This is a genomic window from Candidatus Zymogenus saltonus, assembly GCA_016929395.1.
GTDB lineage: Bacteria > Desulfobacterota > Zymogenia > Zymogenales > Zymogenaceae > Zymogenus > Zymogenus saltonus.
In genome coordinates this window covers 39,118-61,667 of record JAFGIX010000080.1, presented here as the reverse complement: position 1 = coordinate 61,667, position 22,550 = coordinate 39,118, and the positions used below count along the sequence as shown (strand labels likewise).

The window sequence follows — 22,550 nt, the reverse complement described above, 5'->3', positions numbered from 1 at the left end:
GATCGCATTCCTTGTATTTCTTTTCCATACAGCAGATAGTATCATACTTTAAGAGTCAAAAAAATATTTCTCCGACAGGCTCCTAGCGGCTGCTTTTTGTGAAAATGTTGCCGTATATCTACTATTAACTATTGTTGAACGCTGCGTCAGGGTTTGGGGTATTATTCTCGAAAGCGATCGATATTGGAGTGACACAGGAAGTGGAGAAATGGATAGATAGTTACAAGGTGGTCATAGAAAGGGGTAAAGGCGGCTATTACGTGGGGATCGTTCCCGCCCTCAAGGGCTGTCATTCCCAGGGCAAGACGATGGACGAGCTGTTGTTCAATATCAGGGAGGCCGTTGAGCTGTGCCTTGAGGTGGAGGACGAATAAAGAAATAAAACAAAATTTCATTAGTATTAAGAGGGAATAAATATATAGAGGAGGTTTCTAAATGATAAGTCGTATCAAACGTTTACCCTTACGTGACGTTTGGAAACATGAAGCATTAGATTTCACATCATGGCTAGAAGATAATATTGATATTTTGAATGAAATCCTTGATCTTAATCTTACGAGTGTTGAGCGTGAAAAGGAAGCCGGATCTTTTAGCGTCGATCTTGTAGCAGAAGATGATAGGGGCAATCCAGTTGTCATTGAGAACCAGCTTGAAAAGAGCGATCATGACCATCTTGGAAAGGTTATAACCTACCTTACAGCAATCGGAGCAAAGACGGCAATTTGGATAGTTGCCGATCCAAGACCTGAACATGTGAATGCCATATCCTGGTTGAACGAATCCAGTGTGGCATCTTTTTATCTTCTTAAGGTTGAAACAATTTGTATTGATGAGTCTTCTCCAGCACCGCTTCTTACATTGATTGTGGGACCAAGTGAGGAGGGAAGAGAAGTAGGCGAGACAAAGAAAGAAATGGCTGAAAGATACATGATTAGACATCGTTTCTGGACAAGACTCCTTGATTATGCTAACACAAAAACCAAGCTTCATGCCAACATTTCACCGAGTGAATCTAATTGGATAGCTACAGGCGCTGGTGTTCGAGGGTTATCTTATAACTATGTTATAACGAAACATGATTCACAAGTAGAACTCTATATTGACAGAGGTAAAGATTCAGCAAATGAAAACAAAGCTATATTTGATAAACTGTTTGAATCAAAAGAAAATATTGAAGAATCGTTTAATGGCTCTTTAGAATGGCAACGATTAGACGATCGAAAAGCCTCTCGTATTAGGAAAAAGATCCTTCTTGGAGGTTATAGAGATAATGAGGATAAGTGGCCCGAAATATATGAAAATTTAGTTGATGCAATGATTCGTTTGGAAAAGTCTTTCGATCCATATATAAAAAAGCTACAAGTAAAATAGTAAACCTATCCAAACAATATTTTGGAAAACCAGAATTCACAATTTAAAACAATTACCCCCCCCACTACCCTATCACCGTCAACCACTTGTTGTACTTCTCCAGCCTGCCCGTGAAGACCTCCTTCATCTTCGAGGAGATAGCTGTGGTGACCGGCCCGGGGCACTCTTTATTAAGCTTGGTGCCGTCGATCGATATAATCGGCTGGACCTTTATTACGCTTCCGGTGTAGAACGCCTCGTCCACGCCGGGGAACTCCTCAGGCTTAATGTTTCGCTCCTGAACCCTGTATCCCATGTCCGTCAAAAGCTCGATGACGGAGGTGCGGGTGATGCCGGGCAGCGCGTTTGTCGTGGTCGATGTCATGACGTCACTCCCCTTGACGAAGAAGACGTTCGACGTCGCCCCCTCCGCCACAAAACCGTTGGCGTCGAGCATTATCACGTCGTCGTATCCTTTTTTCTTCATCTCCATCTTCGCGAGAAACGGATTGAGATAGTTGCCGGTCGCCTTTGCGTGAACCGGTACGGTTGATGGGTTCAACTTCCTGAGCTTGGACACCCCAGCCGTCACCGGCGCCGAGATCTCCTCCTGCTTGACGTTGAACAGGTCGTAGTCCATGCAGAAGATGACGATGTCGACCGTGGGATTCGTCGGGATGACGGAAAACTCCATCGGGGAGTAGTACGCGAAGAACTTTGCAGCCCCCCTTTTTACATTGTTCACCCTTGCCGTCTTTAGGACGGCCTCGATGAGGCCCTCCCTCTCAATCGGCAGCTCCATAAAGGTGTAGTCGGCGCTCCTGAAGAAGCGCTCGATATGCTCCATGAGGCCGAAGAATGCCGGCCCCCTGTCGGTCTTTACGATATCGACGACCTCGAATATTGCAGACCCCCTGCTGAAGCTGTGGGACAGGGGGGATACGTTGGTCTTGTCCCAGCCTACAAGCTCTCCGTTTAACCACGCTTTCATCTCGCTCCTTGAATCCTCAATCACTAAAATTGTCTATTTGTTATCCCGCCCGATCTCCTTCGACCCCCCTCTCCCATCCGCTAAAATCTCCAAGAGCACTTTTACGTTACCACGATAAAGTTGACACGAAAAACCTAAATCAGTTCCAGACACTCCCTATTTCTTCTTGAGGATCAGGAGGTTCGGAAGCTCCTTGGCCGTAAGATAATGCATCGGGATCTGGCCGCCCTCGGCCCACATCTTCGCCAGGTCGTCGTAGTGGGGGCTCTTGAAGTGCCCGGACTGCCCCGGCGGACAGATTATGGTCGACCTTTCGACGTCGGAGAAATCTACTATCATACGGATGACTCCTCCCGACACCATCTCGTAGCGGTCCTTGTTGTCCCACATGCCGGCGTTTATGGTGTAGCCGTCGCCGTCCGTCGGGATCGGCTTCAGGTTAAAGAACGACAGGCCGCTCCCCATCGGGTGCTTGAAGGTCATCCTGTGGACCTTCTCCCAGGCCCACTTTTCCGGATTTGCGCCGAGGCTTTCCGTCAGCTCGGTGACGGCGTCTTTCATGCTTTTAACGACCATGTCGTTCCTCGTCTCCGTTACACCCTCCGTCCCTATGTCGTCATAAAGGAGATTATCATTGTCATTCACGATCTTTGTCATCAAAAGGTCCGGCACGTAGACTATGTAGTAGCCGGACAGGTGCTCCTCCCAGACCTCCTCCCCCACGTTGTCCCTGAGGGTGTTTCCCATCATGTGGTAGTAGAAGGAGTTGAAGAGGCTTGCTGCGGGGCTGTCCTTCTTCGAGGCAAAGTTCCACCCGTCAAAGAGGGCTAGGGCGTCTTTCAGATCCTCGCTATCGGAGCAGGCCTCGACAACGATCGGCACCCACCTCTCCGCCACGACGGACACGCTGTCCAGCTGTATCTTGTGGGCGTCATCTAAGCTCATCTTGTCAATACCCTTTGCCATCTCCTCAAAGCGCGTCGCCCGCTCAAATAGGTAGAAGTTTGTAACGTGGTAGTCGGTCTTCTTCGGCTCGTTGTTGAACGACCCGAGATACCCCTTCTTCGGGTTCAGGTCGTAGGGGAGTCTCTCGAAGGGGATGTTGCCCACCCAGTCGTACTCGCCGGTCCACCCGGGGACGGGCACCGTCCCGTTCCCCTTCTTCCTTATCGGGGGCGACGCCATGTACTGGTAGCCGATGTTCCCCTCGGCGTCCGCGTAGCCGACGTTAAGGGTCGGCGTCGTGATGAGGCTAATGGCCCTTCTGAACTCGTCGAAGTCCCCCGCCTTACAGATCTCGAGACAGCCCTGAATAATGCCGCAGGGTTTGTTGCCGACCCACATCATGGCGCAGTTATCCGGGGCCAGGCTCATGACATCTGAGATGATGGGTCCGTGCCTCGATATCTTGATCCTCATCTTCTCCTCAACTATCTTTCCCTTCTTCTTTATCTTCAGCGTCTCCTCTACTATCCCGAAATCGACGTAACCCTTTTCGGTAAGGTATTGATTTTTATTTTTCGGATTTACCTTTTCGATGAAGTAGTCCAGCTCGTCCACCCGGCCGTTCACGTTGCTCCATGCTATGTTCCCGTTAAACCCCAGGACGTTCACCCCGGGCATCCCCGGGATGGAGCCGCCGATTACGTCATAGTCGCCGCCGCTTAGGTGCACGACGTAAAAGAGGGACGGTATCTTCGGCTCCAGGTCGGGGCTTCCGGTAAAGATCGGGGCGCCGGTCGTCGTTTTTGAACCGGAGAAGATCATCCAGTTGCTGGCAGCAATCTCCGGCGGGATCAAGGGGAGGTTTCCATTCGAGACGCCCTCTTCCCCCCCGTTAAATCGAGTAAAGTGAGATCGGGCGACCCTGTTTTCTCCGTCCAGACCGCCAAGGCTTGAGACTCGTGGGGCAAAGTCGGGAAATGAGGGAGTGATGAGATCGAGCATATCCTCTCCCGCCGCCTCGCCGATGCGGTAGAGGATCAGGTCGGTCTTCTTCGACCTGGTGAGGCTGTAGGCCATCAGGAGCCCGGTGACGACGGTGTCTTCCACAACCCATTTTTCCGGTTTGACCCTCAAGATGGCGTATTCCCTCGGCAGGCGTTTTACGGAGTCGAGATATGCGTTGACGCCGTTCGTGTACGCGATCACCACCTCCTTGTACTCCTGGGGCAGCTCCTCGTATTCGAGCCTCGCCGTCCTGTAGAATCCAACGGTTTTGAGGAACCTGTCCATCTCTTCCGTGGCCTTGCCGAAGAGGGTCGAAAGCTCCCCCCTCCCCGCAAGCCTCGTCATGTCCATCTGGAACATCCTCTCCCTCGCGGTGATGTACCCCTGGGCGAAGAAGAGGTCCCTCTCGTTTTCCGCAAAGATGTGCGGTACCCCATATTCATCAGTCCTTATCTCGACGTCCACAGTCAATCCCTCGACATCGAGCGTCCCTGAGTATTTGGGGATCGAGACGCGAAAAAATACCTGAAAAAATACGGCGGTTGCAATAATCAACACCGCCGCGACTATAAAGGCGTATTTTACTATCTTCATATTTAACTCCTTTTTGCTTGTACCAAGCTTTAAAGGATGGATTTTGTCTTGAGGCTACTGGGATACTTTACTGTCATTCCTCTCGATAGTCCGTTCGTTGAGATTCTCAAGATTTTTCTTCTGCTCCTCGATCTTTCTCTGGTAGTCGGCGGGGAGGATGTCGGTCACAACCCTTATCGATCTCACGACATAGGGAGTTATCTTTGAAGTTCTGGCCGATGCGGGAAAGAGGGTTGTCACGACTATCACGAGAACGGCAACGAGGATATAACCCTTCACGAGGCCGAAGGTCCCCCCCGCTACCCTGTCGTAAAAGGAGAGGTCGGCGGTCTTGATCATCCTTGAGACCAGCATGCCCAAAAGGGATACGACTATGGAAACGGCGAGAAAGATTACCGCAAAGCTCACGATGTTTGCAATCTGCGGATTGGTTATCAATCCGGCGAGCATCTCGGCGCCGGTGGGGTAAAAGAGGAGGGACGCCACGATCCCCAAGATGACCGCCAATAGCGAGAAGGCATCCCTTATGAAGCCCTTGATGACGCTGTAGATTACGCTCGCCCCAAGGATAATTATGATCGCGATGTCAAGGTAGTTCATACAGAAAAAAGCCTAATTGTAGAATTTGAGAGAATTCAGCCGGAGTGAAAACCAACAGACTATTCAACAAATCTTCTTCTTTAAATTCTTCTTGCTCCAACCGTCGGGCGGACAACCTTACTGGAGGAACCAGGCTATCCGCTCGAATTTCTCCTCCTTTGAATCCGTATGGAGCACGATCTTGTCGGCGCGGTTTGCCCCCAATTTCAGCTCTTCGGCTCTGACAAATGTGGGCATCTCCCAGATGGAAAACCGTTTTAGCTCCTTTGCCACTCTCTTCTGCGTTTTCAAAAGCGCCACGCCCGCGGCGTCCACCGCCACAATATCAGTTCCGGCCATCATCACGCCGGTGTAGGGATTCGGGACAAAGGAGGGGAGCGGCTGAATCCTGTTGTTGGAGTCAGGCCCGCCCCTGATGATAAGCTCCCGTCCGTCGAGGATCACGAGCTTCGGGAGGGGAATAACGGTAAGGAGCTCCGGAACCCGGTTCTGGAGACTCACCCTGTCGAAGGGGGCGATTTTTTTAAGCCTGTAGCAGTTCTTGTGGGGAATGTTGTGAAAAAGACAACGGCTCTCGTTGTCGAGGAAACCGACGTAGCTCTTCATTCCCAGGGTGAATCTCCCCAGGAAGTGGGTCTTGACCGTCCCCAGCACGATGATGTGGTCGACCTTTGCGGGAAGCCCCTTTCCCTTAAGAAACGGGTCCTCCTCAAAGAGCATCTTGGGCGCCCTGATCATGTGTCTTGTGCGCTGGAGCTCCCACTTGTCCTTGATGTCTTTGGGGAAGTAGCGGTCCCTGTAGATACAGTCGTCAAAGTCGATGAGCCTGACCTTCGTGCCGGTATCCTTTTCCACTTTTTTTGCATAAGCGGCTATAAGCTCTTCAAATCCCGTATTCTTGAATATCTTTTTAGTCTTCCTGAAGAACGCCGACTTGTCCCCTACGTAGATTGCCGACGGCGATCTCTTTATCAAAAGCTCGATCAGCGCACTTAGAGTGTCGGGGCTTGTCGTGGCAGGATACTTTCTGTCGGAGTTCAGGGATACCTTGACAAGGACCGAGTCCCCTTTATTTACGAAGTCTATCCCGCCGGCGATATCGATCAGCTTTGCAAATTTCTCTTTAAAAAAGTCCGCGTTGTCCTTTTTCTCCTTTGGTATCTTGACCACGGCTATATCGATTTCCCTCATGACGCAAAACTCCCCCGTTTATACAATTATTTTGATTACTTATCTATATAACAGATTTGGGGCGGTGTCAAAGGAATTCTACAGCCCAAGGGATTGTAGATTTACGTTTTCATGCGGATCCCTTCCAGATACTGTTGGAATCGCTCCATCAAGGCACATCCTCAGGCTTTATCTCCCTTCCCTCGGCGTGGGAGAGCTCGGCGGCGAGCGTGAACTGGGTCACCTTGACCCCCACCTCCCCGGAGAGGATCGGATCCCCGCCGTCCTTCAGGCATTTGAAAAAGTGCCTGCCGCTGTCGACGAAGGCCTGGCCCCAGTCGTATATTATGCTGTGAAAGGCCCGGGTCTCGCCGTCCCTATAGAGGACTAGCGGGGGCTCGCACAGCATATCACCGGTGCAGCCATTTATAAATATAATCCCCTCGCTGCCCACAAGCTCAACCCTGTCGTCCGTGCCGTAGTAAGCAGACCTTATATGCATGTCGTATGCATGGGTCAGGTCGTACTGGCCGTAGCGGGCGCGCTCGCCTTCCTTGTATTTCCACATTATGAAAGAGGGTGAGTCTACGATGTTGTTTGTGTAGTCTATCCACGCGTAGACCTTCTCCACCTCGCCGCCGATGTCGTAGGCCTGGGAGAACTTGTGGTACCCGTCGTCGAATACATGAAGCCCGCCGCCCCCCTTTACCTTGTCCAACCGCCAGAGCCAGGCCTCCCCCGGGATATCCCAGCCGCCCCTGCCGGTCGTCATGCTCATCCTGACGGTGATCAGCTTTCCGATCGCTCCCGACTCCACCAGCTCCCTGGCCTTCACGTAAGGAGGATAGAAAACGAAGTTCTCAAACACCTTTAAGACGACCCCCTCTTCTTTTGCGGCCTCAACCATCTTCTTCGCATCGGCCACGCTTGTGGCCATAGGCTTCTGGACGCTGATATTCTTTTTGGCCTGGGCCGCCGCCACCGTCATCGGCATGTGAAGACCGTGGGGAACCAAAAGCTCGACCGCGTCGATCTCGTCGTCCTTCAACAGCTTTTCGTAGTCCGTGTAGACCTTCTTCGCTCCCCACTCTTCCCCTCTCCTTTTTGCGACATCCTCATTGACGTCGCAGACGGCGAAGATCTCAGCGTCGTCGCTCCCTTCGTAGGCGCGGGCGTGCAGGTCGCTGATCCTCCCGCACCCCACAATCGCAAACCTCAACTTGTCTTTCTCTCCTGCCATGGTTTTTTACCCTAAAAAAAGCTTATAAAATACCTGAAGCGTAATCATACAAATCATCTCTAATATAAGTCAAGTCTTTATTGTCGTTATGGAGACTAATTGAAACTTTCCAATAAAAACCGTTTTTGTATCATTTCGCCCGATATATTTATTAGAAAAGTTTATTTTAATTTTACTTGAAATTAGCCAGTAAATGTATTAACATTTTTCTCTTGGTTTAGTTTTGGGAGAGAAGGGGGTAAAAAGGCCGTGTCAAAGGGATCGAAGCTGAAGGACAAGGCGAAAAGGGGAAAGAAGGTATCCGGGCACCTGACGATCGCCGAGAGCGCCGACCGCCAGGAGATCCGCCTGAACTATTTCGCGGTCTGGGGGACAAAGGAAGGCCCCACGCTTCTTATAAACGCCGCCGTACACGGAAACGAGGTGGTGGGCGTAGAGGTGTTGAGGGAGATGGTGGACTACATCGACCCGAAGAAGCTGAGCGGAAACGTCCTTGCCGTTCCCATAGTCAACCCAATGGCTTTTAACTCCGGGCTTCGTTGGGATCCGTACGACAACGTAGATATGAACAGGGTATTCCCAGGGAATCCGGACGGAACGATGACCGAGAGGATCGCCCACAGCTTCTTTGACATCTTCGTAAAGGAGGCAAATTACATCATCGATCTCCACTCCGCCGAGTTCCCTGACGAGCTTATCCCCCACATAAGGGTGAGGGTGGAAAATCCATCCAGGGAGTATCTTGATCTTGTTGTTTCCACGGGGATCAACGCGGTCTGGAACGGCCCCACGCTGAAGGGGATGCTCCAGACGGAGGCGTTCAGGATCGGCGTGCCCTGCACGACGATCGAGATCGGGGCCGCCGGGAAGATCACCCGAAACAACGTGGACGTTGGAACAACGGCCGTAAAGAACGTCATGTACGTCCTCGGGATGCTTGAAGGGACGGCGGAGATACCGTCTCATCAGATCGTGCTGGCATCCAACAGGCCCTGGGTGAGAAGCCCCATCGGTGGGATATTCAAGCCGGCCATAAACCTCGGCCAATTTGTCAAGAGAGGGGAAAACATCGGGGACATTATCGATCCCACGAGCTTTGAGAACCACGACCTCACGTCGCCCTTGTCGGGGGTCGTCACTGGACTGACGAATCAGCCGATAGTTCGATCCGGCACGAGGGTCACCATGGTCATCGATTTTGACAGAGACGATATGAAAAAACACCTCGTGGAATCACCTGCGCTCCCGAACTCAAAATCGAAGGAGAACGAGTATCTCATCGCCCTGATGAAAGAGCTTAATTAAAAGGATGACGACATGTCTAAAAAGAGCCTGTCAATTCCGGAAAGGGATATCCCCATTTCAATGGAGGCCGACGTGGTCGTTGCCGGCGGCGGACCCTCCGGCTTCGCTGCGGCGTTGGCTGCGGCGCGTCGGGGCCTTTCCGTTATACTGATTGAAAGATACGGCTTTCTGGGCGGGATGGCGACGGCGGGGGCCGTGGGAACAATCTGCGGCATGTACCTCCATCACCCGGACAAGATCGAGTTCATCATAGAGGGGACGGCAAAGGAGATAGCGGAGAAGCTGACCGCCATGGGGGGCGCCTTCGGCCCCTTTATAAGGGAGAGCTTTACCGCCCTGATATACAATCCCTGGCACATGAAGCGCCTCTGTGACAAACTTATAGGGGACGAGCCGAAAATCAAACTGATGCTTCACTCATACGCGGCGGACGTGATTGTGAGCGGTGACGAGATAAAAGGGCTTGTGGTGGCAAGCCCCGAAGGGCTCTTCGGGGTACGCGGAAAGATTTACATCGACGCAACGGGGGACGCCGTTTTGGCCCTGGCCTCCGGCGTAGAGATAAAGAAGGGGGACGACAAGGGAGGCGGGGCGGTCATGACGCCCACCATGATGTTTTTCGCCCAGGGGATGGATCTGGTTCGCTACCAGCAGGAGGGGATGGCCGTTTTGAACGACAGGATCAGGGACGCGGTTTCGACCGGGAAATACTCCCTGACCGTAAGCCAAGGCCTTATAATCCCAACCTTCAGGCCCGGAGAGGCGATTGTGAAGATCTCGGCCCTTACCAAAGACGGCAGGGCGCTTGACGGGAGCCTGGTGTCCGACCTGACCTACGGGGAGCTCAAGGGTAGGGCCGATGCGGAGGTCGCGGTGGAGTTTCTCAAAAAGGAGGTTCCCGGGTTCGAGAACGCCTTTCTCGCGGACACCGCCGTTCAGCTGGGCATAAGGGAGACGAGGAGGATCGTCGGGGAGTATATATTGACCGAGGACGATGTGCTTTCCGGCAGGAAGTTCGACGACTCGATATGCTTCAGCTCCTGGCCGCTGGAGAAGTGGGAGGAGGGGATGACGGAGCCGGAGCTTGTTTTCCTTGACGAGGGATTGTATTACGGCGTACCGTACCGCTCCCTTGTCCCAAAGAGGATCGTAAACCTCTTGGTCACAGGCAGGGCAATCTCGATGGATCACGGGGCGCTGGCATCGGCGAGAGTAATGGGGGTGTGCATGGCGTGCGGCCAGGCAGCGGGGGCGGCGACCCGGATAATACTGAGATCGGGCGCAAGGACACGGGATATCGACGTCGAGGAGTTGATAACGGATTTGAAGAGGGACGGGGCAAGGCTCGATTAGCCCGATTGACCAATAGACTTTATTTTATCTTCTTTAACTGCAAAGAAAACCGACGGGTGGGAGGAGAAAAAATCTCCGATACCCTAAGGGATGGGGGTCGGCCCCCTTATTGATTTAGCTATGATTTTATTTAACAGGTCTCATCGACTTCTATTACTGAAGAGCGGCGCCATACTGATCTCCATGCTGCTTCTTCTTCCGGGATGTGAAACCCTGATGACGCTCGTACCGCAGCAAAAGGGCGTTTATCATACCGTTTCTCCCGGAGAAGATCTGTGGAGAATAAGCAGTGTTTACAAGGTCGATCCAAAGACAATTGCCGAATACAACCAGATCTATAATCCCGACGACATAGAGAGCGGGGATAAGATCTTTATCCCGGGGGCGAGAAAGGTCCTGGAGATTCCGCCCCCGACGCCGGATGAGCTTGCCGCAAAGGTAAAGAGGGGCCTCTTCATATGGCCCGTCAACGGCATGGTGTTCTCCCTCTTCGGCCCCCGGTGGGGCAGGTTTCACTGGGGAATAGACATCTCCGCCCCCAGCGGGACGTCGATCGTTGCGGCGGGACCCGGAGACGTTGTCTTTGTAGGGAGGAGGGGAGGCTACGGGATCACCGTCGAGATAAGACACGACGAGCATTATACTACGGTTTACGCCCACATGAGAAAGACCATGGTTGAGGAGGGAAAAAGGGTAAAGGTCGGGGAGGTGATAGGCGAGGTGGGATGTACGGGAAGGTGCACGGGCCCCCACTGCCACTTCGAGGTACTATACGACGGTACCCAGAGGAATCCCCTCTTCTTTCTCCCGTGAGAATTCGGTACAATCACTTATATTAGAAACATCACCAACATACTATTGGAACTTGGGACTCTATCGAACAACCCACAGCCTGCCGGACGCTTTTATCCTAACATGTTTTTTTGATCCTGAATTTTAAGCGCTCTTATAATGCAGAAGAGTTTTTGTGGGATGAAGAGCGCATTTTTGTCAATCCTATAATGCTCTCCATTAACCTATTAGAGTAAATCTTATTCTCTTATCGCCTCATTGCCACTTAGTATTAACGTTGATTTCTCGGCCTGGCCCCCAATAAAGGTAGAGACTAAAAAACAGTGCATCATCAATCTCAATTCCAAGCTGCGATCTAACAGCAAGATTTTGCGATAATTCAAGAGCTCAAAAGCAAAGGGGAAAAGATGTCATGTCACACAAAGGCGTGAATGACGAAATTCGAGGTAGTAAGGTACGAAAAGAACCGATTTGAAAGTAGAAATTTAATCCCTCTTAATTGATATGGGGTATTCCACCAATATCGTATGCGGGTGAATCCAGCTTCTTTAAGAAGGAGCTTCCACGTTCTCGGATGCTGGTGAATTTCCCAGTTTATATCCGACATAAAGGGATTTTTAATGCCGAGCTTGCCGAGTTTGGAATAGATATTAGTACGAGAGCAATCGGCAATCACAAAAACGCCCCTCGAATTGAGCATAGTATACGCCTTTTTCATCATCCCGAGATAATGCCCCCAAGACTCACTGTCATAGTGGAGCTTTCTGCACCTATCATCGTCCAGGTGGTTTATAGAATTGTAGGAAATGAGGATGTCAAACTCGTGAGGTTTTGAATTGAATTCCTGAAAGGTGCCGTTTATTGCAACGCAGTTTGAAAGCTCCAGCTCCTCGATGCTACGTTTAAAGATCAAAAAGCTGTTATCTGCAGATCCCGACAACATCGGCTCCAACCCGACTATCTTGTCGGCGCCCATCAGCGCCAGATACGTCGTAAGGTGACCGATCCCGCACCCTACATCAAGTATGGACATCCCGACGGGACTGATATCCTTCAGAGCTTCATCTATCCTGTATTTGAAGTGGTCATAGCCTTTTAACGAGTAAGGTCGATAAACACTACTTCTTAATAATTCATATTTCTCTCTTATATCATTATCTTTTGCCAACTGTCATCTCCTGTTATCTGTCAGGGGAAAAATCCGGCCCTTACATGGGAATTTCGTTATGAGCGATCCATTATAAACGGAGGGGCAGTTTACCTTGATCTTACACGACGCCCCCTATCTTCTCATTATCAGGTTCATACAATATCAAAAAGGACGATGTTGTCAAGTCTTTGTGTAGATTCCCATATTTTTTAACCGCACAATATATATTATGGGAGACCCCCACCTGCACCCCAAGTATAAAATTTACAAAGTGCTTGATTAAGTAAAAAAGACGATGTATAATTTGTTTCCTTTAATGTGAGTAAAAAAGGGATTATGTTTAACGATAAAACAGTATTAATCACCGGCGGCACCGGCTCATTCGGCAAAAAGTTCGTCAAAACCGTAATTGAAAGATACAAACCCAAAAAGCTCATCATCTTCTCAAGAGACGAGCTCAAGCAATTCGATATGAGCCACGAGCTTGACAACGGTAAATATAAGTTTCTACGCTTTTTTATAGGGGACGTCAGGGATCAGGAGCGGTTGTACGAGGCATTTCACGGAGTGGACTATGTTGTTCATGCCGCCGCACTAAAGCAGATTCCCACCGCCGAATACAATCCTTTTGAGGCGGTGAAGACAAACGTCCTCGGCGGGCAGAATGTCATACGGGCGGCCATAAATCAAAAGGTCAAGAAGGTTATCGCCCTCTCCACCGATAAGGCTGCCAATCCCATAAATCTGTATGGCGCCACTAAATTATGCTCCGATAAACTCTTTGTCGCGGGAAACGCTATGAGCGGAGATTCGGGGACCATCTTCTCCGTCGTACGGTATGGAAACGTAGTGGGAAGTCGCGGCTCGGTAATCCCATATTTCTTGGAGAGAAAGAAGACCGGCGTTTTACCTGTGACCGATGAGAAGATGACCCGCTTTTCAATTACTCTGCAGGAGAGCGTGGACTTCGTCCTCAATTGCCTTGATATAATGTACGGCGGTGAATTATTCGTTCCCAAGATCCCCAGCTATAGAATCATCGATATTGTAAAGGCCATCGCCCCCGATGCAAGGACCTCGATAGTCGGGATCAGGCCAGGAGAAAAGTTGCACGAGCTCATGATTACAAAGGACGACGCCCGAAACACCATGGAGTATGACGATTTCTTTATAATTCAACCAAATTTCGATTGGTGGACCAATAAAGAGGCATTAAAAAAGGCCGGTGGAAAACGCTGTCCGGAAGGTTTTTACTATTCCAGCGGAAAGAACACGGAATGGCTTTCAATCGAGGATATCAAGGAACTTGTAAAAGAATACTGCCTGGAGCACGGTATTGAATAAGTATATCCCTTATGGAAGGCAATCTATCGACGAGGACGATATCCAATCCGTCGAGGAGGTGCTCCGCTCCGATTGGCTGACGACCGGCCCGATGATCGGGACCTTCGAGAACGAATTTGCAAAAAAAGTCGGGGCAAGACACGCCGTGGCCTTCTCCAGCGGAACAGCGGCCCTCCACGCCACCATGTACGCAATAGGGATCGAGGCCGGCGACGAGGTGATCGTGCCCCCGATGACCTTTCTTGCAACAGCCAACACGGTTGTATATCAAAAGGGAATGCCCGTCTTCGCCGACGTCGAGAAGGATACCCTCCTTATCGATCCCGCTCAAATCGAAGAAAAGATAACTCCAAAGACCAGGGCCGTTGTCTGCGTCGATTATGCCGGGCAGCCCTGTAACTATGACGCCGTTCAAGAGATAACGAATCGTCACGGGCTTGTACTCGTCGGGGATTCCTGCCACGCCCTCGGGGCCTCATATAAGGACCGCAGCGTGGGGAGCATCGCGGACCTGACCGCGTTCAGCTTTCATCCCGTAAAACATATCACAACCGGCGAGGGGGGCATGGTAACGACGGACAATCTTGAATTCGCCGAGAGGATGAGGATATTCAGAAACCACGGGATCGACACGGACCAGAAAGAGCGCTCCGAGAAGGGCACCTGGATATACGAGATGGTCGGCCTGGGATACAACTACAGGATAACGGATTTTCAGTGCGCCCTTGGACTAAGCCAGCTGAAAAAATTGGACGGCTGGGTAAAAAAGAGACGGGAGATCGCCAAAAGATACGACGAGGCCTTTAGTGAGCAGTCCAATTTCAAACCGCTAGCCGTAAGACCCGATGTCTCCCACTCATATCACCTGTACGTAATCCTTTTGAACCTCGATCTACTGAAAAAAGGAAGAGAGGAGATATTTACCGGGCTCAGATCCAGGGGGATCGGCGTCAACGTACACTACATTCCCGTTCACCTTCAGCCCTATTACAGGGATAATCTCGGAACCGGGAAGGGACTCTGCCCCGTTAGTGAAGACGCCTACGAGCGGATCATCTCGCTTCCCATCTTCCCCTCCATGAGCGACGGGGACGTGGAGAGGGTGATCTCCGAGGTAATAGAGGGCGCGGCTTGATTGTAAATTTTAGAAATATCTTCGATGGATCTATCGGGTCAAACGCTTGTTATCCGCGCTGACGGCAACACCAGAATCGGCTCGGGACACGTCATGCGCTGCCTCGCCCTGGCCCAGGGATGGCAGGACAGGGGCGGGAGGGTCGTCCTCCTCCTGGGGGAAGAGACGGCGAGCGTAAGAGAAAGGTGGAGAGGGGAGGGAATGGAGGTGGAGGTTATCTCTGCCGACCCGGGGGGAGACAAAGACGCGGTCAAAACGGCCGATTTCGCGAGGGCAAGCGGGGCCGACTGGATCGTGGTTGACGGATATCGATTCGACGCTCGTTATCAGAGGATAATAAAGGAGACGGGACAAAGGCTCCTTTTTTTGGATGACTACGGTCACGCCGATCACTATTATGCCGACATCGTATTGAATCAGAATATCCAGGCCCATGAGGAATTATATAAGAAAAGGGAGCCGTACACGGTGCTCCTCCTCGGCACGGATTATGTTCTCCTGAGGAGGGAGTTTCTTAAACGGCGGGGATATGGGCGGGAGATCCCGGAGGTTGCGAAAAAGATATTGATCACCATGGGGGGAAGCGATCCCGACAACTGTACGATGAAGGTACTGGAAGCCCTGTCGCTGCTGAAATTGAGGGACATTGAAGCTATGGTCGTGATTGGGGGAGAGAATCCCCACTATGAGGACTTAAAGTCAAGAGTCACCGGCGCCCCTTTCTCTATAAGGCTTGAGAGGAATGTAACCAACATGCCGGAACTTATGGCATGGGCGGACTTGGCGATATCGGCCGGCGGAAGCACGGTCTGGGAGCTGGCGTTCATGGGACTCCCGGCCATTATCGTTGTGCTTGTCGATAATCAGAGAGGGGCGGCACTTGGAGTTTCCGAAAAGGGCGCGGGAATAAGCTTGGGATTTTGCAGTCGGGTTGTTCCTCAAGAAATCGCGGAATCAGTATATAGTTTATTAAATAGCTACGAGGATCGTTTGTCTATGAAAAAAAACGGCAACAAGCTTGTCGATGGAGATGGAGTAAAAAGGGTAATATCCGCTCTTGTATCAAAAAAAGCTCCTATATAATTTGTATAATTATATCACTATGTATAAGAACAGAAAGTACACGGTAAGTCTTGATTGGAGAAAAAAGTGAGTTCCAATTTTGAGAAGGGCAAATACAGCGTTATTAAAGATCCTGAATACGGGTATATGAGAATAGACCCTGTCCCCACAAAGGAATATCTGGCCGACTATTATAAAAGCAGCTATTACGATCTCATAAAGAAAGGAGAGGGTGCTGAATCGATAAAACGCCTGCATGAACGCAGCGATGAGACAAAAAGCGAGGTCGAATGGCTTCAAAAAACCTTTTACAGCGATATCGATCATATACTGAGAGACCTTTTGCCGGGAGAAGACTCCAGGAGGATTTTGGAGGTGGGATGCGGTACGGGGGACCTGTTGAGCTTCATGGTCGATAAGGGTTGGGATGCAATGGGGATTGAGCCGTCCGCGGAGGCGACCGAACATTACGGGACACAAGGGAAGCTGGTCATATATAATTGCTTTTTCGATGAATTTGTAAAAGAACATGGAAACTTTAAAGGGATTTTTGACGCAATACTCCTTATGAACGTTCTCGAACATGTTCCCCATCCCGATGAATTTTTAAACATGGTAAAGTCCTTACTGAAACCGAAAAAAGGTATCGTTTGTATCAAGGTCCCCAATGATTTCTCCCTTATTCAAGAGCTGGCGACGAAAGTCATCCATGAAGATCGCTGGTGGGTCGCCATTCCGGATCATGTCAACTATTTTAATATCGACACCCTTAATTCATTCCTGCAGAAATTGGGATTTGTCGTTCTCGAAAGACTGGCGGACTTTCCGATGGAACTATTTCTCCTGTTGGGTTATAATTACGTCAAGGATAGAAGTTTAGGGAAAATGTGCCATAAAAAGAGGAAAGATTTCGAGATGTCGCTTCCGGGTGATCTTCGAAGGTCTTTCTACAGGAAAATAGTTAGCTCGGAACTGGGCCGTAATATTACCTTTTTTGCACAGATTTCGGAATGAAGCGGGAATAAGGACTTGGCAGTAAAAGGGACTTATCGGTGACGTCAACTTTCGTGATTACAGGTGCGTCCGGGTTTTTGGGCCGGAATATCGTTAAGGCTCTATCGGAGTCGTCTCCGGATTCAAGAATTATTCCCGTATATTCACCCCGTCAGGGCGGAATTGACTTGACCTTGCCCGGTGCAAAGGAGGCATTAGAGAAGAAGATTCATATTGCCGAGCCAAAAGAAGCCGTACTCATTCACGCCGCGGCCGTTGTGGAATGGGACTCGGCTGACGGCTTAATCGATAACACTTTAATGGCAATTAATGTTGCCTCATGGGCAAAGGATACGGGCATTGGTTTCTCAATATTCGTCAGTACAGTAAGCGTATATGATGATATCCCCTATGCCGATATCGCCACGCCGTGCAACCCGACGACTTTTTACGGCATCGGCAAATTGACGGCGGAGCATATATTGAGGAACATGATATCGTGGGAGCGAAGGGCTATCGTGAGATTATCAGGTATCTGGGGATGGCAAAAAAGCCCCACATTGTTCTGGAACAGGCTTTTACTGGCGGCCGTTCGTGAGGTACCGCCCGAATCGAAGCCTATCGTAAAGCGCTTCAAAAGCAGGAGAAACTATATATCTGCACGGGAGGCCGCAAACTGTATTTTGTATCTCGGGGAAAACCGTATTCCGGGGCTTTTCCTGGGGGCCGGAAGAGACGTTATAGATACACGTTTTTTCGTTGAGGCGGTACAACATTTGCCCGGGTCCAAACTGTCGGTGATATGGCAGGATGACGGCGGCTCGGACGAAGTTATTTATAAACAGAGCCCGGAGTTTGTTCCCCTTTTAAAACCCTTTTCGGAAGAGCTGATGACGATCTGGGAAAACAGGCCGGAATGGGTAGTGAATATTCAATGAGAATCGGCATTATATCGGACATTCATGGAAACAGCTTTGCATTTAAAAAGGTGATGGCGCTGCTGTTCAATGAAGCGGACAATATTTTCTTTCTGGGCGATTTATGCGGATATTATCCGTTCGTTGAAGATTGCATTTCCATTTGGGAAAGGAATCGCATAACAAGTATTTGTGGAAATCATGACATCATATTATTGGAATGTATAGAGAACGGGATCGGTCCGGGCTATGAATACGAAAAAAAGTACGGTACGGGTCTTACAAGAGCCTTAAGAGATTTATCTCCATCGTCAATATCACTATTAAAATCGTTTCCATTATCATTGAAAAAGGAAGTAAACGGGATCTCATTCAATTTGTATCACGGCACACCCTGGGACCCTCTCAATGGCCGAATATACCCGGACTATAAGGACTGGGAACGTTTTCAGGAAGTGGCCGGAGACGTGATACTGCTGGGGCATACACATTATCCTTTTTTCAAGCGATACAAAGATAAGCTCATTATCAATCCGGGCTCGGTTGGACAACCGAGAGATGGTATAAGCGCTGCAAGTTATGCGATATTTGATATTGATTCTGGAGAGGTTAAGCACAGACGTGTTCATTATGACCCAGAAATCATTATTGACGACGCCATGAAGCACGATGAGAATGTCCCGTATTTAGTCGAGGTTTTAAAAAGAAATGGCTGAGGCAATTCATGTTCTAATTACAGGAGTAGGTGGAGACTTCGGGCAGGCTCTCGTAAAGGCGTTACGGTTGAGTAAAAAGCCGATCAAGATATATGGATGCGATTGCGATGTCAAGGGCGTGGGGAGCGTTTTCGTAGACAGCTTTCACGTAGTTCCCACTGCTCATAATCCATCATATATTGATACCCTGCAAAACCTATGCGATACATACAAAATTGATGCTGTGATTCCAGGCACGGAGATCGAGATGTACACCCTCAGCGAAATAGGAGATCCTCCCATGCTGAATGGCCGTATACCTGTTATATGCCAGGAGTCTGAATGGTTAAACAAATATGGAGATAAGCTCACATGTATGCAAGCCTTAAAGGGCAGGATCGAATTGGCACCGTTTGCAGACGTTTCCAATTCTCAATCATTGGATGAACTAATAAAGGAGACCGACTTTCCGATCGTTATCAAACTGCGTCGTTCAAGCGGATCACGTTTTCTCAAAATAGTAAACGATGATAAAGAGCTTGTTTTAGCAAAGAAAGAAGCAGATTCGAAGATTGCACAGGCATTTATTGACGACTCCGAAGGCGAGTTTTCTGTAGGCGTCTTCGTTTGTGACGGTTTTACCACAGCCATAGCCTATGAACGTGATCTGGGGCCTTCAGGTGCTTCATGGTTCGCCGAAACATCATCGGATAAGTCCGTAATCGACTATGCCTTGAGAATAGCATCTTTGACTGGCTTAAAAGGAAGCGCCAATATACAGGTGCGAAAGAGCTCGAAGGGAGTCCGGCTTCTTGAAATCAATCCCCGCTTTTCAAGCCTTGTAGCTGCAAGGGCCGCCTGCGGATTTATCGATCTGGAGTGGTCCCTGGAGCTGGCCTTGGGCATAGAACCAAAAAAACCCGATCTCCCCTATAAAAAGATCAAGTTTTGCCGCTTTTTACACGAATTGATTGATTTCGGGGATGGATTTACCCCTATCGAAGAATGGTCTCCTCGCTGATTTCGTTCAAAAACCATTGAAGAGGCAAATTTAGTATGATAAAAGCGATTGAAATCAACGACAGATCGATCGGTCTCGACTTGCCCGTTTATATCATCGCAGAGATGTCCGCAAATCACAATCAGGATTTTGATCAGGCCGTCAAAATAGTAAAAGCAGCGAAGGAGGCCGGAGCGGACGCGGTCAAGCTGCAGACGTATACGGCGGATACACTGACAATCAGTAGCGATAAGGATTATTTTAAAATCAAAGGGACCATTTGGGAGGATCGCAATCTCTTCGACCTGTACGGTGAAGCACACATGCCATGGGAATGGCAGCCCAGGCTGAAAAAAATTGCCGATGATCTGGGGATAACCCTCTTTTCTACTCCCTTTGATGATTCAGCTGTTGAATTCCTCGAAGAGATGGATGTCCCGGCATATAAGGTGGCCTCCTTTGAAGTCGTCGATATACCGCTGCTAAAAAGAATAGGTAAAACAGGGAAACCGGTAATAATGTCAACGGGCATGGCGACGCTGTCGGAGATAGACGAGGCCGTGAAAACGATAAGGGAGGCGGGCTGCTTGGAGCTGGCGCTTCTTCACTGCGTGAGCGCGTATCCCGCCCCGCCGGAAGAGATGAACCTGAGGACGATCCCCCACATGAGAGAGGCCTTCGGGGTCCCGGTGGGGCTTTCCGACCACACCCTGGGAATATCCGTTCCCATTGCGGCGGTTGCGTTGGGGGCATGTATCATAGAAAAACATTTCACGCTTTCGAGGGATCTTCAAGGGCCGGACAGCACCTTCTCCCTGGAGCCCCATGAGCTCAGATCGACAGTAGAAGGAATAAGGACAATAGAAAATGCGATCGGCTCGGTTGATTACAATTTAACCGATAAGGAAAAGGAAAACCAAGTCTTCAGGCGCTCGTTATTCGTAGTCAAAGATATAAAGGCCGGAGAATTCTTCACCTCCGAGAATGTACGCTCGATCCGTCCCGGCCACGGACTACATACCAGATATCTCGAGGTGATAACAGGCCGCCGGGCGGCGAGGGATATCGAAAAGGGCACCCCCCTAACCTGGGAGCTTATAGGATGAGACGAAACATGAATGATAAAATGATTCTAAAAAAAGCAAGAAATGCAAAAATGCTTGAGGAACGCTTGGCAAAAAATATTAACTTCCAAAAAATCGATCTGGTTGAATGGATTTTTGACAAGACAGAAATCATGGAGGGCTCTAATATACTTGAATTCTGCTGCGGTGTCGGAACTCAAACACTTCATTTAGCCAATCTGGCCGGTGTAAACGGCCATATATTCGCCCTTGATGTCTCCCGGGAAGCACTGGAAAAACTATCGGGAAAAATAGAGCCCGGGCTGCGTAAAAGTGTAACGATCATCGAATCGGAAATGGATGTATTTCATATTGCTTTGAAGAATGAACATATTTCTCCGCCCTATTTTGATTTGATATTTTGTTCATATGGTTTGTATTACAGTAATAATTTAAAAGAATTATTAAAAGAAGCGAAGTCCTGGTTAAAGCCGACGGGAAAATTCGTTGTTATAGGCCCATTCGGTCCAAATAACAACCAGGTTTATGATTTTTTAGAAAAAGGTGAAGTAATAATACCGGACAGTGTGAAATATGTAAGCTCGGAATTTATGCACAGTAAGGCCATACCATGGTTTTCAAAGCATTTTGAAACCGTAAATATAAGCACGGTCGTTAATGAAGTCCGTTGGGAAGCACCCGGCGAATTTATTACATACTGGAAGAACTCCACCTTTTACGATCCCAAAAAGAAGCGAATAATAGAAGAACTATTGGACGAGCATTTCAAGAATTTTCCAAGTTTTATCAATGAAAAGTGGGTTATAATGATCGAAGCAAAAAATATGCGATCATAGTATAAATCCCCATGTTTCAGTATTTGATTGGTTGGGTCAGTAAAAGTGCTGCAAATATAGAACAATAGATTGACGAGTCATTATTTTGCCTCTAAGATAATTATATGAGAATCCTTGACGCCGAGGGATATCCCCGTGCATTCATCAACCACAAGGGTTTTCGATACGAGTTTTCCCGGGCAAATCTTTACGATGGTCGAATCGTCGCCGATGTCACTATAACTCCAATTGAGGAATAAAATGAATATCCTCGTCTTGGCCGCCCACCCGGATGACGAAGTCTTGGGTTGCGGCGCCACAATCGCAAAGCTCGCCGATGAGAAACATGATGTATTCATTGCAATCCTCGGCGAGGGCATCACGTCGAGATATCAGGATCGAGAGAAGGTCGATAAGAGTCTCCTCCGCGGAATTCAGGACTGCAGCCGAAACGCGGCCGGTATTCTCAACGCAAAGGATGTCTTTTTCTACGACCTGCCGGACAATCGATTCGATACGGTCCCTCTCCTGGAGGTCATAAAGATCATCGAAGATTTAGCGGGAAAAGTAGAGCCCGATATCGTCTTCACACACCACGGCGGTGATCTCAATATAGACCACGTTATCGTTCATCGCGCCACACTAACGGCGCTGAGGCCTGTCTCAAAAAAAGTCATTTCTCGCATCTGCTCCTACGAGGTGCCCTCTTCCACGGAATGGGCCTTTAATCAATTCGAGCCGTATTTTCGCCCAAATATGTTCGTGGATGTATCCAACACGCTTGAGAGAAAGATAGAGGCCATTAAAGCTTATGACACGGAAATCCGTCAATTCCCGCACCCCCGCTCACCGGAAGCCCTGAGGTCAATCGCAAATCGGTGGGGCAGCACGGCGGGATTGGAAGCGGCGGAGGCCTTCGAAATAATCAGATTAGTCTGTTGATACGATCTCAATAATGACATCTTATCTTTTAAAACTTTAGAGACTAGATATATTACATAAGAAGCGG

The 22,550-nt window shown here is 49.4% G+C and carries 21 protein-coding genes; 15 read left to right on the top strand and 6 right to left on the bottom strand.

The genetic code is table 11. From position 1 onward, the window contains the following. The first annotated feature begins 200 nt into the window (after positions 1-200). Positions 201-374, top strand: coding sequence for a type II toxin-antitoxin system HicB family antitoxin (locus JW984_14975; protein ID MBN1574498.1), 174 nt, complete (start codon positions 201-203; stop codon positions 372-374). Between the two features lie 61 nt (positions 375-435). Continuing rightward, positions 436-1,371, top strand: coding sequence for a DUF4268 domain-containing protein (locus JW984_14970; GenBank protein ID MBN1574497.1), 936 nt, complete (start codon positions 436-438; stop codon positions 1,369-1,371). Positions 1,372-1,435: 64 nt separating this feature from the next. Here the strand turns inward: JW984_14970 and JW984_14965 are convergent, their stop codons facing one another. From JW984_14965 to JW984_14945, 5 genes are all read right to left on the bottom strand, one after another. Next, positions 1,436-2,341 (bottom strand): aminotransferase class IV, encoded by a 906-nt coding sequence (locus tag JW984_14965; protein MBN1574496.1) that lies wholly within the window; start codon positions 2,339-2,341, stop codon positions 1,436-1,438. A 156-nt stretch (positions 2,342-2,497) separates the two neighbouring features. Then, positions 2,498-4,885: a penicillin acylase family protein gene (locus JW984_14960; protein MBN1574495.1), complete on the bottom strand. Its 2,388-nt coding sequence runs from the start codon at positions 4,883-4,885 to the stop codon at positions 2,498-2,500. A 54-nt stretch (positions 4,886-4,939) separates the two neighbouring features. Then, the gene (locus JW984_14955; protein ID MBN1574494.1) at positions 4,940-5,485 is read right to left on the bottom strand and encodes a CvpA family protein; all 546 of its coding nucleotides are present in this window, start codon (positions 5,483-5,485) and stop codon (positions 4,940-4,942) included. A gap of 117 nt (positions 5,486-5,602) precedes the next feature. After that, positions 5,603-6,676, bottom strand: a complete 1,074-nt coding sequence (locus tag JW984_14950) for a DUF362 domain-containing protein (protein ID MBN1574493.1) — start codon at positions 6,674-6,676, stop codon at positions 5,603-5,605. A 148-nt stretch (positions 6,677-6,824) separates the two neighbouring features. After that, positions 6,825-7,895: a Gfo/Idh/MocA family oxidoreductase gene (locus tag JW984_14945; protein ID MBN1574492.1), complete on the bottom strand. Its 1,071-nt coding sequence runs from the start codon at positions 7,893-7,895 to the stop codon at positions 6,825-6,827. A gap of 249 nt (positions 7,896-8,144) precedes the next feature. Here JW984_14945 and JW984_14940 point away from each other — a divergent pair, with 249 nt between their 5' ends. From JW984_14940 to JW984_14930, 3 genes are all read left to right on the top strand, one after another. Beyond that, on the top strand, positions 8,145-9,200 hold the full coding sequence (locus tag JW984_14940; GenBank protein MBN1574491.1) for a succinylglutamate desuccinylase/aspartoacylase family protein: 1,056 nt from the start codon (positions 8,145-8,147) through the stop codon (positions 9,198-9,200). Between the two features lie 12 nt (positions 9,201-9,212). Next, positions 9,213-10,553 carry an FAD-dependent oxidoreductase gene (locus JW984_14935; GenBank protein ID MBN1574490.1) on the top strand — a complete coding sequence of 447 codons (1,341 nt, stop codon included), beginning with the start codon at positions 9,213-9,215 and terminating at the stop codon, positions 10,551-10,553. A gap of 120 nt (positions 10,554-10,673) precedes the next feature. Next, the gene (locus JW984_14930; protein MBN1574489.1) at positions 10,674-11,366 is read left to right on the top strand and encodes a M23 family metallopeptidase; all 693 of its coding nucleotides are present in this window, start codon (positions 10,674-10,676) and stop codon (positions 11,364-11,366) included. Between the two features lie 394 nt (positions 11,367-11,760). Here the strand turns inward: JW984_14930 and JW984_14925 are convergent, their stop codons facing one another. Then, positions 11,761-12,513 carry a class I SAM-dependent methyltransferase gene (locus JW984_14925; GenBank protein MBN1574488.1) on the bottom strand — a complete coding sequence of 251 codons (753 nt, stop codon included), beginning with the start codon at positions 12,511-12,513 and terminating at the stop codon, positions 11,761-11,763. A 318-nt stretch (positions 12,514-12,831) separates the two neighbouring features. Here JW984_14925 and pseB point away from each other — a divergent pair, with 318 nt between their 5' ends. The 10 genes from pseB to JW984_14875 all read left to right on the top strand — a co-directional run bounded on the left by pseB (position 12,832) and on the right by JW984_14875 (position 22,483). After that, positions 12,832-13,839 carry a UDP-N-acetylglucosamine 4,6-dehydratase (inverting) gene (gene pseB / locus JW984_14920; protein MBN1574487.1) on the top strand — a complete coding sequence of 336 codons (1,008 nt, stop codon included), beginning with the start codon at positions 12,832-12,834 and terminating at the stop codon, positions 13,837-13,839. After that, complete coding sequence (pseC, locus tag JW984_14915) at positions 13,832-14,974, top strand: UDP-4-amino-4,6-dideoxy-N-acetyl-beta-L-altrosamine transaminase (GenBank protein ID MBN1574486.1); 1,143 nt, start codon at positions 13,832-13,834, stop codon at positions 14,972-14,974. The genes pseB and pseC overlap by 8 nt, the downstream gene beginning before the upstream one ends. A gap of 24 nt (positions 14,975-14,998) precedes the next feature. Further along, positions 14,999-16,057 (top strand): UDP-2,4-diacetamido-2,4,6-trideoxy-beta-L-altropyranose hydrolase, encoded by a 1,059-nt coding sequence (pseG, locus tag JW984_14910; protein ID MBN1574485.1) that lies wholly within the window; start codon positions 14,999-15,001, stop codon positions 16,055-16,057. Between the two features lie 66 nt (positions 16,058-16,123). Next, the gene (locus JW984_14905; GenBank protein ID MBN1574484.1) at positions 16,124-17,050 is read left to right on the top strand and encodes a methyltransferase domain-containing protein; all 927 of its coding nucleotides are present in this window, start codon (positions 16,124-16,126) and stop codon (positions 17,048-17,050) included. A gap of 77 nt (positions 17,051-17,127) precedes the next feature. Then, complete coding sequence (locus JW984_14900) at positions 17,128-17,967, top strand: NAD(P)-dependent oxidoreductase (protein ID MBN1574483.1); 840 nt, start codon at positions 17,128-17,130, stop codon at positions 17,965-17,967. Continuing rightward, the gene (locus JW984_14895) at positions 17,964-18,662 is read left to right on the top strand and encodes a metallophosphoesterase family protein (protein ID MBN1574482.1); all 699 of its coding nucleotides are present in this window, start codon (positions 17,964-17,966) and stop codon (positions 18,660-18,662) included. Before JW984_14900 ends, JW984_14895 begins: the two co-directional genes overlap by 4 nt. Then, positions 18,655-19,662, top strand: coding sequence for an ATP-grasp domain-containing protein (locus tag JW984_14890; protein MBN1574481.1), 1,008 nt, complete (start codon positions 18,655-18,657; stop codon positions 19,660-19,662). Before JW984_14895 ends, JW984_14890 begins: the two co-directional genes overlap by 8 nt. A gap of 35 nt (positions 19,663-19,697) precedes the next feature. Next, entirely contained in the window at positions 19,698-20,747 is a 1,050-nt protein-coding gene (pseI, locus tag JW984_14885; protein ID MBN1574480.1) for a pseudaminic acid synthase, read from the top strand. An 8-nt stretch (positions 20,748-20,755) separates the two neighbouring features. Then, positions 20,756-21,562, top strand: coding sequence for a methyltransferase domain-containing protein (locus tag JW984_14880; protein ID MBN1574479.1), 807 nt, complete (start codon positions 20,756-20,758; stop codon positions 21,560-21,562). Between the two features lie 240 nt (positions 21,563-21,802). Further along, positions 21,803-22,483, top strand: coding sequence for a PIG-L family deacetylase (locus tag JW984_14875; protein MBN1574478.1), 681 nt, complete (start codon positions 21,803-21,805; stop codon positions 22,481-22,483). Positions 22,484-22,550 lie beyond the last annotated feature (67 nt).

What these genes read in the sequence shown, in the direction of transcription:
- JW984_14970 (MBN1574497.1), top strand. Translation starts at nt 436, where the DNA reads ATGATAAGTCGTATCAAACGTTTACCCTTACGTGACGTTTGGAAACAT.
- JW984_14965 (MBN1574496.1), bottom strand. Translation starts at nt 2,341, where the DNA reads ATGAAAGCGTGGTTAAACGGAGAGCTTGTAGGCTGGGACAAGACCAAC.
- JW984_14960 (MBN1574495.1), bottom strand. Translation starts at nt 4,885, where the DNA reads ATGAAGATAGTAAAATACGCCTTTATAGTCGCGGCGGTGTTGATTATT.
- JW984_14955 (MBN1574494.1), bottom strand. Translation starts at nt 5,485, where the DNA reads ATGAACTACCTTGACATCGCGATCATAATTATCCTTGGGGCGAGCGTA.
- JW984_14950 (MBN1574493.1), bottom strand. Translation starts at nt 6,676, where the DNA reads ATGAGGGAAATCGATATAGCCGTGGTCAAGATACCAAAGGAGAAAAAG.
- JW984_14945 (MBN1574492.1), bottom strand. Translation starts at nt 7,895, where the DNA reads ATGGCAGGAGAGAAAGACAAGTTGAGGTTTGCGATTGTGGGGTGCGGG.
- JW984_14935 (MBN1574490.1), top strand. Translation starts at nt 9,213, where the DNA reads ATGTCTAAAAAGAGCCTGTCAATTCCGGAAAGGGATATCCCCATTTCA.
- JW984_14930 (MBN1574489.1), top strand. Translation starts at nt 10,674, where the DNA reads ATGATTTTATTTAACAGGTCTCATCGACTTCTATTACTGAAGAGCGGC.
- pseB (MBN1574487.1), top strand. Translation starts at nt 12,832, where the DNA reads ATGTTTAACGATAAAACAGTATTAATCACCGGCGGCACCGGCTCATTC.
- pseG (MBN1574485.1), top strand. Translation starts at nt 14,999, where the DNA reads ATGGATCTATCGGGTCAAACGCTTGTTATCCGCGCTGACGGCAACACC.
- JW984_14895 (MBN1574482.1), top strand. Translation starts at nt 17,964, where the DNA reads ATGAGAATCGGCATTATATCGGACATTCATGGAAACAGCTTTGCATTT.
- JW984_14890 (MBN1574481.1), top strand. Translation starts at nt 18,655, where the DNA reads ATGGCTGAGGCAATTCATGTTCTAATTACAGGAGTAGGTGGAGACTTC.
- pseI (MBN1574480.1), top strand. Translation starts at nt 19,698, where the DNA reads ATGATAAAAGCGATTGAAATCAACGACAGATCGATCGGTCTCGACTTG.
- JW984_14880 (MBN1574479.1), top strand. Translation starts at nt 20,756, where the DNA reads ATGAATGATAAAATGATTCTAAAAAAAGCAAGAAATGCAAAAATGCTT.
- JW984_14875 (MBN1574478.1), top strand. Translation starts at nt 21,803, where the DNA reads ATGAATATCCTCGTCTTGGCCGCCCACCCGGATGACGAAGTCTTGGGT.